The sequence below is a fragment of the Pseudomonas fluorescens genome (genome assembly GCF_003732425.1).
GTDB classification, from domain to species: Bacteria; Pseudomonadota; Gammaproteobacteria; order Pseudomonadales; family Pseudomonadaceae; genus Aquipseudomonas; species Aquipseudomonas fluorescens_BE.
The window spans coordinates 160,786-177,072 of the sequence record NZ_MOBX01000003.1; the positions used below are offsets into that span (position 1 = coordinate 160,786).

At 60.0% G+C, this 16,287-nt stretch carries 10 protein-coding genes; 7 read left to right on the forward strand and 3 right to left on the reverse strand.

Annotated elements, in window-relative coordinates; genetic code table 11:
* Positions 1-187: 187 nt before the first annotated feature.
* Positions 188-1,816: a pyoverdine maturation tyrosinase PvdP gene (pvdP, locus tag BK670_RS03405; RefSeq protein WP_123448609.1), complete on the forward strand. Its 1,629-nt coding sequence runs from the start codon at positions 188-190 to the stop codon at positions 1,814-1,816.
* 130 nt (positions 1,817-1,946) lie between these two features.
* Here pvdP and BK670_RS03410 read toward each other — a convergent pair whose 3' ends face one another.
* The 3 genes from BK670_RS03410 to BK670_RS03420 are packed head-to-tail and all read right to left on the reverse strand — an operon-like array spanning position 1,947 to position 6,495.
* Complete coding sequence (locus BK670_RS03410; protein WP_123448610.1) at positions 1,947-3,341, reverse strand: efflux transporter outer membrane subunit; 1,395 nt, start codon at positions 3,339-3,341, stop codon at positions 1,947-1,949.
* Between the two features lie 7 nt (positions 3,342-3,348).
* Positions 3,349-5,322, reverse strand: coding sequence for a MacB family efflux pump subunit (locus BK670_RS03415; protein ID WP_123448611.1), 1,974 nt, complete (start codon positions 5,320-5,322; stop codon positions 3,349-3,351).
* Positions 5,323-6,495 carry an efflux RND transporter periplasmic adaptor subunit gene (locus tag BK670_RS03420; protein ID WP_123448612.1) on the reverse strand — a complete coding sequence of 391 codons (1,173 nt, stop codon included), beginning with the start codon at positions 6,493-6,495 and terminating at the stop codon, positions 5,323-5,325. It lies immediately after the preceding gene.
* Between the two features lie 320 nt (positions 6,496-6,815).
* On the opposite strand from BK670_RS03420, the gene BK670_RS03425 reads away from it, so the two are divergent.
* From BK670_RS03425 to BK670_RS03450, 6 genes are all read left to right on the forward strand, one after another.
* Positions 6,816-7,298: a sigma-70 family RNA polymerase sigma factor gene (locus BK670_RS03425; RefSeq protein ID WP_123448613.1), complete on the forward strand. Its 483-nt coding sequence runs from the start codon at positions 6,816-6,818 to the stop codon at positions 7,296-7,298.
* A 134-nt stretch (positions 7,299-7,432) separates the two neighbouring features.
* Positions 7,433-8,767, forward strand: a complete 1,335-nt coding sequence (locus BK670_RS03430; RefSeq protein ID WP_123448614.1) for a lysine N(6)-hydroxylase/L-ornithine N(5)-oxygenase family protein — start codon at positions 7,433-7,435, stop codon at positions 8,765-8,767.
* Positions 8,768-9,362: 595 nt separating this feature from the next.
* Entirely contained in the window at positions 9,363-12,062 is a 2,700-nt protein-coding gene (gene mgtA / locus BK670_RS03435) for a magnesium-translocating P-type ATPase (protein WP_123448615.1), read from the forward strand.
* 135 nt (positions 12,063-12,197) lie between these two features.
* Positions 12,198-12,914, forward strand: coding sequence for an MgtC/SapB family protein (locus BK670_RS03440; RefSeq protein WP_123448616.1), 717 nt, complete (start codon positions 12,198-12,200; stop codon positions 12,912-12,914).
* A 301-nt stretch (positions 12,915-13,215) separates the two neighbouring features.
* Positions 13,216-13,746 (forward strand): fimbrial protein, encoded by a 531-nt coding sequence (locus BK670_RS03445; RefSeq protein ID WP_123448617.1) that lies wholly within the window; start codon positions 13,216-13,218, stop codon positions 13,744-13,746.
* 148 nt (positions 13,747-13,894) lie between these two features.
* On the forward strand, positions 13,895-16,273 hold the full coding sequence (locus BK670_RS03450) for a fimbria/pilus outer membrane usher protein (RefSeq protein WP_259697520.1): 2,379 nt from the start codon (positions 13,895-13,897) through the stop codon (positions 16,271-16,273).
* Positions 16,274-16,287 lie beyond the last annotated feature (14 nt).

Below are 16,287 nucleotides of genomic sequence, written 5' to 3' on the forward strand. Positions count from 1 at the left end.
CACAAGGGCCTTCGCTATCTGGGTGGAACGACTGGGCAGCCGGGTAATTTAGGTCTGGCTGAAAAGAACGCCGTCCGATGCAGGAACGGCTCAAGTCCGCGATCTTTTGAGGACGCCATAAATTTACCTCTGCAACAAACGTTCTAGCTTGGATAAAGCCTGCTTCATGGCTGACACAGGTAGGGCAATGACGATTTCTCGACGATGGTTCATGGCGGGCCTGGCACTGACCGGCGCCGCTGTGCCTGCAGCGTATTTTGGGCATCGTGAATGGACGAAGCCGGATCCGGCGATCACCCCGGGTGAGGCGTCATTCGACGTCGCGGATGTCGCCGGGCAACGCCTGGCGGATGCGCTGCGTGGTGTCTGGCAGATCCGTTTCGAGGGTCATGACGCCGGTATCTCTGGTTTGCCCATAGACGGTCTGGAAGTGTTTCTCGATGTTGCCCAGAAAGGGCGTGGCGTCATCGGTTTTCTCGACACGGCCGAGCGCCTGCGTTCGTCTCAGGCGCCGCGCTATCGAATCCTCGCGGACCTCGCCGATGTCAAAGCCTCGCAGTTGAGTTGGCGTCTGGTCAGCACGTCGGCGGCCGACGGTGCACCGGACTACGAATTCAGCATGGCGCTGGATGAAGTCTGGGGCGGCTTCGGCAACGCCGGCAGCGGCAGCCTCAGTGGTCGCGTACTCAACCTCGATCGACCGTTGATGCTGCCGGCGCAGGACAATCGTTTTATCGCCGTCAAACGAGTGTTCCCCGAAGCGCGTGAGCGCGCAGGGTTGAACCCGACATTGCTGGCCTGGCTGATTTCTCCTGAGCACCGTTTGTTCCATCAGCTCTGGCACGCCAGTCGTGACAAGTGGCATACCTTGAGCGAAGAAAAACGTGGTGCCCTGCGCGGTATCGGCTGGCAGCCCGGCCCGCGTGACAAGGAGCGCGACGCCCGCGGCCCGCGCAAGGACCGCAATGGCTCGGGTATCGATTTTTTCTTCATGCACCGGCACATGCTGGGCACGGCGCGTTCGATGCAGGATCTGCCGTCGTGGCAGCATTTTCCGCTGCCGCAGCCGGAACTGATCCGCGATCGCCAGGGTTTTGCCGATTATTTCGACAACCACGATGGCACTTCACTGCCGCCGACCTGGCTGGCCGAGGACGATGACGAGTACTCGCAATGGGTCAGCGACATCAAGACGGCCGAGACTTATCACAGTAATTTCCTGGTGTGGGAATCGCGCTACCGTGACCCGCGCTACCTGGCCAGGTTAACCCTGGGGCAGTTTGGTTCGGAGGTCGAGCTGGGGCTGCACGACTGGCTGCACATGCGCTGGGCGTCCGTGCCACGCGATCCCTCCAATGGGCACCCGGTACCGTTCGCGCGTGATCCGGCCGATTTTTCCGCGCGTTGGTACGCTGCTGAAAACGATTTCCTCGGCGATCCTTTCTCTTCTCATGTAAGCCCGGTGTTCTGGGCGTTCCATGGCTGGATCGATGATCGTCTGGAAGACTGGTTTCGCGCGCACGAACGCTTTCACCCGGGTGAAGTCAGTCGCTTGCAGGTCAATGGCGTGCCGTGGTTTGCGCCGGGCCGCTGGGTGGAAGTCGCCGACCCGTGGCTCGGGCCGAGCACCCACGGCTGCAGCACAGTGCCTGGCCTGCAACCGGGCAAGTCAGTGGAGATGGATCCGGAAACCATGAAGCTGGCGCTGCGCATCACCTTCAGCGATGACGAGAAATTGTTGTCGTCGCTGTTCCGCAAAGTGCCGCAGCGCCCATGGTATGCACGTCATCTGAAACCCAAACAGACTCCGGCCTGAGGCCGCGTCATCGTTCTTGGCGAGCAGGCTCGCTCCCACAGGTTTTTGTGCTGCCCCGTAGTGAGCGGTAGCACTCCTGAACACTGTGGGTGCGAGCTTGCTCGCGAATGGGGTTTGACTGGCAGAGAAATTACAGCGTCTGCCACCCGCCGCCTAACGCTTTGTACAACGCAATGCTTGCCTGCATTCGCGACAACCTCAGCTGCACATTCAAGTCTTGTGCAGCGTACAGCGTGCGTTGGGTTTCCAGTACCGTCAGCCAGTCTTCGGCGCCGGCCTGATAGCGACTCTGAGCAATGTTGAAGGCGGTTTGCGCCTGCCGCAGTTCCTCGCTTTGCCATTGCCGTTGCTCGTCGAGACCGCGAATGCTGTTCAAGGCTTTTTCGACATCGGCGAAGCCATTGATGATCGCACCGCGATAGTTCTGCAGCAGTTCTTCCTGGCGGGCTCTGGCCTTGTCACGCTCAGCGCCGAGGCGACCATTATTGAAGACCGGCCCGATCAGTCCGGCCGTCAGGTTGTAGAACGGGCTGCGCAGGATGTCGCGGAACTGGTCGGACCCCGAGCCGAAATCAGCACTGAGCTTGACAGTGGGCAGCATGGCGGCGCGGGCGACTTTGACGTCGGCTTCGGCAGCGGCCAGTTGCGCTTCGGCGCGGGCGATGTCCGGGCGTCGATCAAGCAGATCACTCGGCACGCCAGCGGCGATTCCCGGCCACTGCAGTTGATCGAACGATTCCCGATTCAGCGCAAGTTCCTGAACGGGTCGGCCGAGCAGGGCAGCGAGGCTGATCGTAGCGTCCCGGGCTTGTTGCTGCACCAGTGGCAATTGCCGTTGCTGGGCCGCCACCAGGCTTTTCTGCTGGGCCAGTTCCAGGGCGGTGGCCGAGCCTGAGTCAAAGCGCGTTTGCACGAGTTTCAAAACGCTTTGCGCGTTAGCCAGATTGAGTTCGGCAATGCGGCTCTGCTCGCGAAGCGACAAGCTTTGCGCGTAGGTGTCGGCGACACTACCGAACAAGGTCAGCTCCACCGTTGCACGGTCGAACTCACTGGCCTGCAAAGCGAACTGCGCGCTGTCGCGCGACGCCTGTTTGCCACCCCAGAAGTCGATTTCGTAACTGGTGTTCAAACTGGCGTCGAAGTAATCCACGGCCTTGTTGCTGCTGTCGGCGTCCAGTTGGCTGTAACCATTGCCGCGCAGCAGTTTCTGCCGGTTGGCATTGAGCGTGGCCTGTACTTCAGGCAATTGTGAGCCGCCGGCGATCACGGTGCCGGCCTGTGCCTGACGTACCCGGGCCACGGCGGCGGCGAGGTCGAAGCTGCCGGCGCGCGCCTGTTCGATCAGGCGATCAAGTTCCTGGCTGCCAAACTGTGTCCACCATTGCGGGTTATTGCGGGCGCTGCTGTCGGCATGGGGTGTCTGCCACGCGGCAGGAGGGTGCAAGCCACTGTCCGGTCGCGGAAGGGGATTGGCGCAGGCACTGAGAATCAGGCACACGGTCAACAAACTGAGGCGCGGTTTCATAGGTCGATCATTCACTGGTAAGGGCCGTGACCGGGTCGAGCCGGGCAGCTTTGCGGGCTGGCATGAAGCCGAAGACAACCCCGGTGAAAAGGGCGCAGCCGAAAGCGCCGAGCACTGCCAGCAACGAGAAGGCGACGGCGACGTCGCTGAGGATCAGCACGCCACCGACGATCAACGCCAAAGCAATCCCGGCGATCCCGCCGACCACCGAGAGCATCACGGCTTCGGTGAGAAACTGGCGCAGAATGTCGCTCTGGCGAGCGCCGGTGGCCATGCGAATACCGATCTCGCGGGTACGTTCGCGCACGGTCATGAGCATGATGTTCATCACGCCGATACCGCCGACCAGCAGCGAAATCGCCGCAATCGAGCCGAGCATCAGCGACAGGGTATTTTGCGTGCGCGCTTCGGCCTGGATCATGGCGGCGTTGTTGGTCAGTTCGAAATCCTTTTTGCCGTTGTGCAGGCGCAGCATCATGCGCTCGATTTCCTGTTCGGTTTCCTTGACCTTGCGCGCATCGGCGGCGGCGATGGCGACGTATTCCGGGTTGTACGTGCCAAACAGGCGGGTGCTGGCGGCGGAGTAGGGAATGGCGATGCGGTCATCGCTGTCGGAGTCGCCGGAGCTGGAACCCTTTTCCGCGAGAACCCCGACCACTTGAAAGGGCACGTTTTCAATCAGAATGTATTGCCCGATGGGGTTGGCGACATCCTTGAGCAGCTTGCTTCTGACTTTGTGTCCGATGACGGCGACCGCCGCGCCACTGGCTTCGTCGGCAGCGGTGAAGTAGCTGCCTTCAACCACCGGCCAATTGAAAATCTTCGGGAAGTTGGTGTCGTTGCCGCCCACGTAGCTGTTGTGGTCGAGATTGCCGAAACGCACCACGGCTTCGGCGCCGTTGACGGGCATGATTTGCTTGATCAATGGCAGGGTGGCGAGCACCGCGAGGTCGTCGAGGGTGATGATGCCCTGCGGTGCGCGCGGGTGCGGAGGAACGCCACCGAGGTAAATGATGTTCGAACCGAACGCACCCATCTGTGCCATGACCTGACGCTTGCTGCCTTCGCCAACCGCGAGCATGACCACCACCGACGCGACGCCGATGATGATGCCGAGCAGGGTCAGCGCGGTGCGGAAGCGGTTGATCCACATCACCCGCCACGCTGCGTGCAAGGCATCCACCAGTTCGCCTTTCCAGGCGCCGGTGGCTTCGGCACCTTCGGCCAGGCGCTTGCGCAGATCGACTGCCTGCAAGGCACCGGGATTGGCGCTGGTCTGGGCTTGCGGATCGTCTCGGGCGCTGTCGCTGATGATCAGGCCATCGCGAATTTCGATGATGCGTTTGGCCCGCGCCGCCACTTCGCGATCATGGGTGATCAGGATCACCACGTGGCCCTGGCTCGCCAGCTCGTCAAGCAGCGCCATGACCTCTTTGCCGCTGTGGCTGTCGAGGGCACCTGTCGGTTCGTCGGCGAGAATGATATGCCCGCCGTTCATCAAGGCACGGGCAATCGACACCCGTTGTTGCTGGCCGCCGGAGAGCTGGTGCGGACGGTTGCCGGTGCGTGAAGCCAGGCCGAGACGGTCGAGCAGGGCGGCGGCGCGGGCATGGCGCTCGGCGGCGGGAGTGCCGGCATAGATCGCCGGCATCTCGACGTTTTCCTGGGCCGAGCCGGACGGAATCAGATGGTAACCCTGAAACACGAAGCCAAAGGCTTCGCGGCGCAGCCACGCCAGTTCGTCGCTGTCGAGGCCGGCGACGTTTTCCCCGGCGAAACGGTATTCACCGGACGTCGGTCGGTCGAGGCAACCGAGGATGTTCATCAGTGTCGATTTGCCGGAACCGGAGGCACCGACAATCGCCACGAATTCGCCGGCGTGGATCGACAGGTCGATGCCGCGCAGTACGTGAACTTCAGGCGCGTCGCCGCCACCGTAGGATTTGCGGATGTCCTGCAGGTCGATTAGGGGCGTTTGCATTCAGCCACCACTGCCGTCAGCCGGGCCGATGAGCAGGTGATCACCTTCGTCAAGACCTTCGAGAATCTGCACCTTGAGCCGATCGCTGATGCCGGTGCGTACCTCGCGGGACTGGATCTTGCCGTTGGCAGCAACCACCTGGGCCGTTTGCAGGTTGGCGGAGGCGCTGCCTTGCAGGGCGGCCACCGGAGCGGTGAGGACATCCTTGGCCTGGTTGGCGACAAAGAACACCTGGGTGGTCATCTCGGCCATCAACGCGTTATCGGCGTTATCGACATCAAGCAAAACCGTGTAGAGCACTACACGAGCACTCCCGCTTTTGCTGGTGCTGGCCGGGCTGCCGCCGCCCTGGCTGGTTTGATCGAGTGGCTTGGGCGGTACCGGCAGAATCTGCCGGACCGTGCTGCTCCAGCGCCGATTGCCGCCACTGAGCGTGGTGAAGTAAGCCGTCATGCCGGGTTTGACGTGGCCAATGTCGGCCTCGGAAACCTCGGCCCAAACGGTCATCGGCGACAACTTGGCGATGCGCAGGATCAGCGGCGTCTGCTGTTGGGCGTTGAGGGTTTGGCCTTCGCGTGCATCGAGGGCGACCACGGTGCCGGCCATTGGCGCATAGATCCGCGTGTAGCCGAGCTCGGCCTGATCGCTGCGCAGGCTGGCTTCGGCCTGACGGATCTGCGCCTGGAACATGTCGATGCGCGCTTGGGTGGCTTTCAATTCAGCGCGTGCAGTCTGTACGTCTTCTTCGCGAGTTGCGCCGCCGGCCGCCAGATTCTGCTGGCGCTGATACTTCTGCTGCGCCAGTTCATGCTGGGCACGTTGTTCCTGCAATTGCGCCTTGAGGTTTTCGATCGAAAAGCGCCCGGCGTCGAGCTTGGCTCTTTGCGTCGACGGGTCGATCTCCACCAGTAATTGGCCTTCCTTGACCACCTCGCCGACCTCGACATGGATTTTCTGGATCTGTCCGGAAGCTTGCGCACCGACATCCACGTAGCGACGCGGTTGCAGCGTGCCGAGCGCGGTAACGCTGCTTTCGATATCGCCACGGGTGACTTGCACGGTGGTGAATTTATCCCGGCCCGGCGGCATTATTTGCCATGCGGCGTAAGCGACAACGGGGATCAGACAAAGGACTACGAGCAGGGCGCGTCGGGCGGGGCGGGGACGTTTCATGCAGGGTTCCGGCCAGTGGAAATCGGCCCGTCGTTCGGCTGGCACACGAATTCGACCAGCATTGAACGCCGTCGCAGGGCGCGACAGATACGGGGAGCTGTCCTGTAAACGAGGAAAGTGCGTGGGAATTTAAGCGCTGAAACACCAAGTAACAGCTATAGCGCAGCACTATTTATCCGGCAACGACAAACACTACTTTAAATCTATATGAGAATTACTATAAATTACGCAGCTCAATTGCCACCATCTTGCTACTGCCCAATGTGCCTGGCGGATGGCTGTGCTCAAGGATAGTAACCGCACCTTTGCGGTCGGGAGTCATGTTGGAAAACTACTATCGGGAGCTGGTGTGTTTCCTGAACGCCAAGCTCGGCAACCGTCAGGTCGCCGAAGATGTGGTGCATGACGCTTATCTGCGCGTACTGGAACGCTCCAGTGACACGCCGATCGAGCAACCCCGGGCCTTTCTTTATCGCACGGCGTTGAATCTGGTCATTGACGACCATCGGCGCAACGCCCTGCGACAGGTCGAACCGCTGGAAGTGCTCGACAACGAAGAGCGCTATTTCACCCCGTCGCCTCTCGGCACCCTTGATCACGGGCAGCGCCTGGCCATGCTCCAGCGCGCCCTGGCGGAACTGCAACCGCTGTGCCGGGAAAGTTTTCTGTTGCGCAAGATCGAAGGTCTGTCGCATCCGGAAATCGCTGAACAGCTGGGCATTTCCAAGCCTCTGGTGGAAAAGCACATCGTCAATGCGATGAAACATTGCCGGTTGCGCATCAAACAATGGGATGCCCATTGAGCCATCGTCGTTAAATTTTAATTCACTGTCCTCGTTCCTACTCAACAGACGACCTGCTGTCCTGCTCAAGGCCGGTCAGGTCACTTAGGCTCTCCTTGCCCCTTGTTGAGGGGTTCATCCAGAGGACACTGGAAATGACACAGGCAATTGCATCGCCCATCGTTCACGACCTGATCGGCGTCGGTTTCGGCCCTTCGAACCTGGCGCTGGCCATCGCTCTGCAAGAGCGCGGCCCGACCCAGGGCGAGCTGGATGTGCTGTTCCTCGACAAGCAGGCCAACTACAGCTGGCACGGCAACACCTTGTCGACGCAGAGCGAATTGCAGATTTCCTTCCTCAAGGATCTGGTGACCCTGCGCAATCCGACCAGCCCGTACTCGTTCGTCAATTACCTCAAGTATCACGGTCGTCTGGTCGACTTTATCAACCTCGGCACCTTCTACCCGTGCCGCATGGAGTACAACGACTACCTGCGCTGGGTCGCCGGGCAGTTCACCGAGCAGAGCCGTTACGGCGAAGAAGTGCTGACCATCGAGCCGGTGCTGCACAACCACCAGGTTGAGGCGCTGCGGGTGATTTCCCGCGACAGCCAGGGCCTGCAACATGTGCGCACGACCCGTTCGGTGGTGGTCAGCGCCGGTGGCACACCGCGTATTCCGGAGGCGTTCAAAGCGCTGAAGGGCGACAGCCGCGTGTTCCACCACTCGCAATACCTGGCGCAAATGGCCAATCAGCCGTGCGTGAACAATCAGCCGATGAGCATCGCGATCATCGGTGGCGGGCAGAGCGCGGCAGAAGCGTTCATCGATCTGAACGATTCGTTCCCGTCGGTGCAGGTCGACATGATCCTGCGCGGCTCGGCCTTGAAGCCTGCCGACGACAGCCCGTTCGTCAACGAAGTGTTCTCGCCGGAGTTCACTGATCTGGTGTTTCAGCAGAACAGCGCCGAGCGTGAGCGTCTGGTCAACGAGTACCACAACACCAACTATTCGGTGGTCGACATCGACCTGATCGAGCGCATCTACGGCATCTTCTATCGTCAGAAGGTTTCCGGAGTTGCCCGCCACGCGTTCCTCACCCTGACCACCGTTGAGAGCGCTACCGCGACCGAAAACGGTATCGAACTGGCCGTACGCAACAACGCCACCGGCGAAGTCAGCGTGCGCAACTACGATGCGGTGGTACTGGCCACCGGTTACGAGCGGCAGATGCACCGCAAACTGCTGGCGCCGCTGGAAGAATACCTGGGCGACTTCGAGGTTGATCGCAACTACAAACTGATCACCGACGAGCGCTGCAAGGCCGGCATCTACATGCAGGGCTTCTGCCAGGCCAGCCATGGTCTGAGCGATACGTTGCTGTCGGTGCTGCCGATTCGTGCGGACGAGATTGCCGGCTCCCTGTATGAGCATGGCAAGCATCGTGGGCATCGGTCGATGGCGGATCTGTTGTTGGCGACGGCCAGCTAAGATCAGCGGCGCCTGATACACCGCAATCGCTAGCAGGCTAGCTCCCACAGTGAATCTTCATCGGACACAAAATCTGTGTTCACCGAAGAACCCCTGTGGGAGCTAGCCTGCTAGCGATGAGGCCCTTGGGAACACCAAAAATCCTCAATCCTGAACCCTTCCTGAACATCCCCCATATTCCCCGACACACCTCCTTACACGGGTTTACTCTCCCATCATCGGGGCGTAAGCTTCGCGCGTTTTCATCAATAGCGGAGACCCACAGTGGGTACTTGTTCGAGTGACAGTTGTCGGCCGGTCTCGGTAACCGGCAGATTCTCGGCAAGATAACGCGCAGCCTTTCTCTGCCGTTGTCTCGCCGTAACAGCGAGCTGCGGCATCCCGTGCATGCCCCGTCCTGGGCCATGTCTGGACGTTCCTTCTCATCGACGCTGAACAGAGCGTGATTTCGACTGCACCGTCGTGATCGCAGCCCTATCGACACGCCTGTCGTTTCTGACCGGCGCGCCAAGCCTTGCCGTGCCGGTTATTCCGGCGGACGAGGCGCGGCCGTACCTGCTTGACGGTTTCCCGGCTGACCATAGGGGCAACAGCCATGAAACTTACGCTCAAGGAATTTTTCGCAGGCTTCCTGCGGACCCGCCACATCGCCCGGCACTTCCGTCGTCTGGCGCTGCTGGAATCGATCAACGACACCACGGTCAGCCGTGAAGTCCCGCCGACTTTGGCCAACACGCTGGTCGACGCTGCGCATTGCGACAGCGGCGTATTGCTGTCGTCACTCGGCACGCATTCCGATGGCCTGACCGATTTCGAAGTCGATGCGCTGCGTGCGCAATACGGCCTCAACGAAGTCGAACACGAGCAGCCGCTGCCGTGGTGGACGCACCTGTGGCACTGCTACAAAAACCCGTTCAACTTGCTGCTGACCCTGTTGGCGGTGATCTCGTGGCTGACTGAAGACCTCAAGGCCGCCGTGGTGATTTTCTCCATGGTGGTGCTGTCGACGCTGCTGCGCTTCTGGCAGGAAAGCAAATCTAACCAGGCCGCCGATGCGCTGAAAGCCATGGTCAGCAACACCGCCACGGTGATGCGCCGTGACGCGCCGCGCAGCGAATTGCCGATCAAGCAACTGGTGCCGGGCGATCTGATCGTGCTCTCGGCCGGTGACATGATTCCCGCTGATTGCCGGGTGCTCAGCGCCAAGGATCTGTTTGTCAGCCAGGCGGCGATGACCGGCGAATCGATGCCGGTGGAGAAGTTTCCGCGTCAGGCAGATCGCGACACACGCAATCCGCTGGAGCTGGACAACATCCTGTTCATGGGCACCAACGTCGTGTCCGGCACGGCGGTGGCGGTGATTCTCACCACGGGCAATAGCACCTATTTCGGTGCACTGGCGCAGCGTGTCGGCGCCACTGATCGCGCGGTCACTTCGTTCCAGCAAGGCGTCAACAAAGTCAGCTGGCTGTTGATCCGTTTCATGTTCGTGATGGCGCCGCTGGTGCTGTTCATCAACGGTTTCACCAAGGGCGACTGGACCGAAGCATTGCTGTTCGCGCTGTCGATTGCAGTGGGCCTGACCCCGGAAATGCTGCCGATGATTGTCACCTCGACGCTGGCCAAAGGCGCGGTGTTCCTGTCGCGCAAGAAAGTCATCGTCAAACGCCTTGATGCGATCCAGAACTTCGGCGCGATGGACGTGCTGTGCACTGACAAGACCGGCACCCTGACCCAGGACAAGATCTTCCTCGCGCGCAATGTCGACGTCTGGGGCGAAGACTCCGACGACGTGCTGGAAATGGCCTATCTGAACAGCTACTACCAGACCGGCCTGAAAAACCTGCTCGATGTCGCCGTGCTCGAGCACGTGGAAATCCACCGTGAACTGAAAGTCGGCACGACGTTTCGCAAGGTTGACGAGATCCCGTTCGACTTCAATCGTCGGCGTATGTCGGTGGTGGTCGAAGGACGTGGCCAGCCACATCAGTTGATCTGCAAAGGTGCGGTGGAAGAAGTCTTGGCGGTATGCAGCCGGGTGCGTCACGGCGAGGTCGATGAAGCCTTGAGCGATGAATTGCTGACCCGGATTCGTCAGGTCACCGCAGCATTCAACGCTGAAGGCTTGCGCGTAGTAGCCGTGGCTGCACGCTCGATGCCGGAAGGTCGCGACACGTACAGCCTGGCTGATGAAAACGGACTGACGCTGATCGGTTACGTGGCATTCCTCGATCCACCGAAGGAAAGCACCGCGCCGGCGCTCAAAGCCTTGGCCGAACATGGCGTGGCGGTGAAAGTGCTGACCGGCGACAACGAGCTGGTGACCGCGAAGATCTGCCGCGAAGTGGGTCTTGCGCAACAAGGTCTGCTGCTGGGCAACGACGTCGAGCGCATGAGCGATGCCGAACTGGCAGTGGCTGTGGAGAAGACCAACGTTTTCGCCAAACTGACGCCGTCGCACAAGGAACGCATCGTGCGCATCCTCAAAGGCAACGGCCACGTGGTCGGCTTCATGGGCGATGGCATCAACGACGCGCCTGCCCTGCGTACCGCTGACATCGGTATTTCCGTGGACAGCGCGGTGGACATCGCCAAGGAGGCGGCCGACATCATCCTCCTGGAAAAGAGCCTGATGGTGCTGGAGGAGGGCGTGCTCGAAGGGCGGCGCACCTTCGCCAACATGCTCAAGTACATCAAGATGACCGCCAGTTCCAACTTCGGCAACGTGTTCTCGGTGCTGGTCGCCAGTGCGTTCATTCCGTTCCTGCCGATGCTGCCGATGCACCTGCTGGTGCAGAACCTGCTCTACGATATTTCGCAGATCGCCATTCCGTTCGATAACGTCGATGAGGACATGCTGAAAAAACCGCAACGCTGGCAGCCGGGTGACGTCGGGCGCTTCATGCTGTTCTTCGGCCCGATCAGTTCGATCTTCGACATCACCACGTTCGCCTTGATGTGGTACGTGTTTGACGCCAACACCCCGGATCACCAGACGCTGTTCCAGTCCGGCTGGTTCGTGGTGGGCTTGCTGACCCAGACGCTGATCGTGCACATGATCCGCACGCCGAAGATTCCGTTCCTGCAAAGCCGCGCCGCGATGCCGCTGCTGGTGATGACCGGGATCATCATGGCGGTCGGCATCTTCCTGCCGATGGGGCCGCTGGCGCACTACTTCAAATTGCAGGCGCTGCCGTCGCTGTACTTCGTGTTCCTGCCGGTGATTCTGCTGGCGTACATGGCGCTGACTCAGGCGGTGAAAGGTTTCTACATCCGCCGGTTCGGCTGGCAATAACCGCAGGATTGCTCTCCCCCGTAGGAGCTGCCGCAGGCTGCGATCTTTTGATCTTGTCTTTTAAAAACAAAATCAAAAGATCGCAGCCTGCGGCAGCTCCTACAGGGGGATTTGTGTGTATTCAGGGACATTACTATGCAAGCCATCAACAACCTCAACCTCGATTCGCTGCTCGACACCCTGGTCAGCCTCAGCGCCGCCTTCATCCTCGGTGGCCTGATCGGCTTCGAACGCCAGTACCGGCAACGCACCGCCGGCCTGCGCACCAACGTGCTGGTCGCCGTCGGTGCAGCGATTTTCGTCGACATGGCCAACCGTCTCGCCGGCGCTGAAGGCGCGGTGCGCGTGGTCGCCTACGTGGTCTCCGGCATCGGCTTTCTCGGCGCCGGGGTGATCATGCGCGAAGAGGGCAACGTGCGCGGCCTCAACACCGCCGCGACCCTGTGGACCTCAGCCGCGGTAGGCGCCTGTGCCGGTGCCGATCTGCTTGCCGAAGCGGTGCTCGGCACGTTGTTCATCCTCGCCGCCAACACCTTGCTGCGGCCGATCGTCAACAACATCAACCGTCAGCCACTGGACGTGGTCTCGGCCGAAGTCACCAACATCATTTACGTCATCGCCCGACGCTCCCAGCAAACCGCCGTGTTCGCTTTGCTCGAGGCCGAGCTTGAGCGCAGCAATTACCCGGCGAGCGATGTCGATGTGCACGCGTTTGGTGCCGATGAAATCGAGATCGAAGCGACGCTGGCAACCACCTCGGTCGATGGTGATGAACTCGACGCACTGGTGGCGCGGATCTCGACGTCAACGTTGGTGGTGCAGGCGTTCTGGAGTCCGAGCACCACCGATTAGCACTGGGAAATGTCCTACATCTCGCAGAGAAAGAACTTACATTTTCACTAGGGGGCATCACTCATTATTTTCCCCGGAGCAGAGATGCCCGGCGTCCTGAATAATCAGTGAGGCATAAACTTTTTTCACAACTGTTGGGCCAGGAAAGTACCGGCGGCGATGGCCAAAAGTATGGGGGCTTCAGTTGTCGAAATAAGCCATGGTTTATTTGTTACAGCGATAAACCAAGTTGCCGCTCGTGAGTTATTTGGGAAGCCAGGCCGCTGGGCCTGATAAATAACTATCCCTAGAGATGCCTACGATGAATAAGTTTTTCGCTGTGACTACCGCTGCTGTTGCCATGAGCCTTGCTTCTTTCGCCAATGCTGCACCAGCAACCGGCAACCCGGGCACCGTGCGTTTTATCGGTGAAATCGTTTCCGGTGCATGCGGTATCGACGCCAACTCCCTTGATCAAACTGTTTCCCTGGGTCAGGTGCCGTCGAACCGTTTCAAGGCTACGGGTGATCGCTCCGACCCGGTCAAGTTCGACATCGTCCTGACCGACTGCGACACCACCACCCAGAAGAACGCCCGCTTTACCTTCAGCGGTGTGCAGGATCCATCGGTTCCAGCACTGTTCGCGACGACTGGCCTGGCCCAGAACGTCGGCATCCGCCTGCAGGCCAGCGCTGGTGAAATGCTCGATAACGGCAAGGAGCAAGTCGCGCCGGTCGTTCTGCAAGACGGCAACAACACCGTGACCTTCGCGGCGATGTACGAAGCCACCGCTGCTGCCGTGACCACCGGTGAAGCGGACAGCGTTGCCAACTTCACTGTTGCCTACAACTGATACGCCCGTATCGATTGTTTTAAGGAAAAGGGGCGAAAGCCCCTTTTTTCTTATCTGTCAGAGCACTGTTTAAAGGGTATTGCCCGTGTACTGCCGCACACTTTTCGTGTCTTGCGTATTGATCATCGCTGCGCGCGATTCATACGCCGTGGAGTTCAATTCGGAGTTTCTGAATATTGATCGTAAAGACAATATCAGCCTCGGACAGTTTACCCACGCCCAATACACTGTGCCCGGCAGTTACTTGCTGGATATCACGGTCAATCAGCGTTACTTCGGCAACCGTGCCATCGAATTCAAAAGTGCTGACAATCCGCAGGAAAGTTATGCCTGCCTGCCAGAAGAACTGGTGGCGATGTTCGGTTTGAAACCGGACGTATTGAAGAGCCTGCCAAGACTGTCTGACGGCCAGTGCGTTGATCTGCGCGGGATCGACAACGCCAGCATCAAGTACATCAAAAGTCTGGGACGACTCTCGATCAGTCTGCCTCAGGCGACGTTTGAATATGACGATCCCAATTACATTCCTCCGGCTGCCTGGAGCGAGGGGCTGAACGGCGCATTGCTCGATTACCGGGTGATCGCCAACAGCCGCCAGTCCACGGCGTCCGGTGATTCCCGTTCGTTGCAAAGTTACGGCACCGCCGGGTTGAACATTGACGCCTGGCGGATTCGTGCCGATTACCAGGCTCGGCAAGAGTCCGGTAACCAGAGTGGCGACATCAACAGCAAGGCGTTTCAGTTGAACCGTCTCTATGCCTATCGCGCCTTGCCGGCCATTCGCTCGAAACTGTCGGTGGGCGAAGATTATTTGAACTCCGATGTGTTCGATACGTTTGCCCTGCGTGGTGCCACGCTGAGCAGTGACGACCGCATGCTGCCGCCCAGTCTGCGCGGTTATGCGCCGTTGATCAGTGGTTTGGCGCGGACCAACGCGACCGTGACCGTGTCGCAGCAGGGCCGGGTGTTGTACTCGACCACGGTGACTCCCGGCGCATTCAGCATTCAGGATTTGAACAGCAGCGCCCAAGGCACGCTGGATGTCACCGTGCGCGAAGAGGACGGCACCGAGCAGACCTTCACGGTCACCACGGCGGCGGTACCGTTTCTGTCCCGCGAGGGCGAGTTGCGCTACAAGGTTTCGGCCGGGCAGCCGCGGCTCAACGGCGCCGGTGGCACCGAGCCCGGGTTTATTGCTTCAGAGATCGCCTACGGTTTACCACGGGACTGGACGGTGTATGGCGGTGTGCTTGCCGCCTCGGATTACTTCTCGGACGCCATCGGCGTCGGTAAGGATCTGGGGGTGTTCGGCGCCTTGTCGGCAGACGTCACCACGTCGCGGGCCAAGCTGCGCTGGAGCGGCGAAACGGTGGTGGGTAATTCGTACCGGATCAACTATTCCAAGCGTTTCGATGCCATTGGCACAGACCTGCGGTTTCTCGGTTATCGCTTTTCCGACAAGACGTTTACCAACTTCTCGCAGTTTGTCGGCGATGTGGATTCCTATTCGCTGAACTCGGGCAAACAGCGTTATTCGGTGACGCTGGCCAAGCATTTTTCCTGGCTGTCGACGAGTGTTTCCTACGACCATTCCACCTATTGGGATGCGGCGCCTTCCGAGCGTTTCGGTCTGTCGCTGGCGCGCAGTTTTTCCATCGGCAACGTCAAGAACATCAATGCCAACCTGTCCGCGTATCAAACCCGCAATACGCGGCAGAACGACTCGCAAATCTATCTCGGGGTTTCCATTCCGCTGGGCGGTAACTCGATGTTGTCGAGCAACATGCAGCGCTCGGGAGCAGACGCGTCGTCGGGCAACGTCGGTTATAGCCACGATGACGGCGATGGCCTGAATTATCAGGTGTATGGCGGGATCGGGGACAACCGCTACGTCAACGCTTATGTCGGCAAGCGCGCATCCACCTATCGAGCCAACGCGTCTGCTACCACCGATGGCAGCACCTACCGTTCGCTGACCGGCGAGCTCGACAGTTCGCTGGTCGCCACTCGCTATGGCGTGTCGGCGCACGGCAACGGTTCGAATGGCGATACGCGGCTACTGGTGTCGACCGATGGTGTGCCGGACGTGGCGTTCAGTGGTCAGACCCGCTCCAACCAGACCGGATACGCGGTGATGGACGGTTTGCCATCGTTCCAGGCCTATGAAGCGCGGATCAACATGGAAAAGTTGCCGCTCAACACAGAAGTCTCCAACCCTGTGCAGCGTCTGGCGCTCACCGAGGGCGCTATTGGCTATGTCAATTTTTCCACTGCCCGTGGGCATAACGCCTATGTGACGTTGACTCGCGCTGATGGCAAACCGGTGCCTTTCGGGGCGTCGGTGCAGGACAAACACACCAACAAGGAAGTGGGCATCGTCGGTGAAGCCGGGGTGACTTATCTGCTGGGCGTCAAAGCGCAGGCTGAGTTGGTCGCGGTATGGGACGACGTCAATCGTTGTGCCTTGGCCGCACTGCCTGAAGAAGACGTCGTGACCAACATCGCCAAACCCGTGCGCTGCCTTTAATCCGGGCCCGAAAT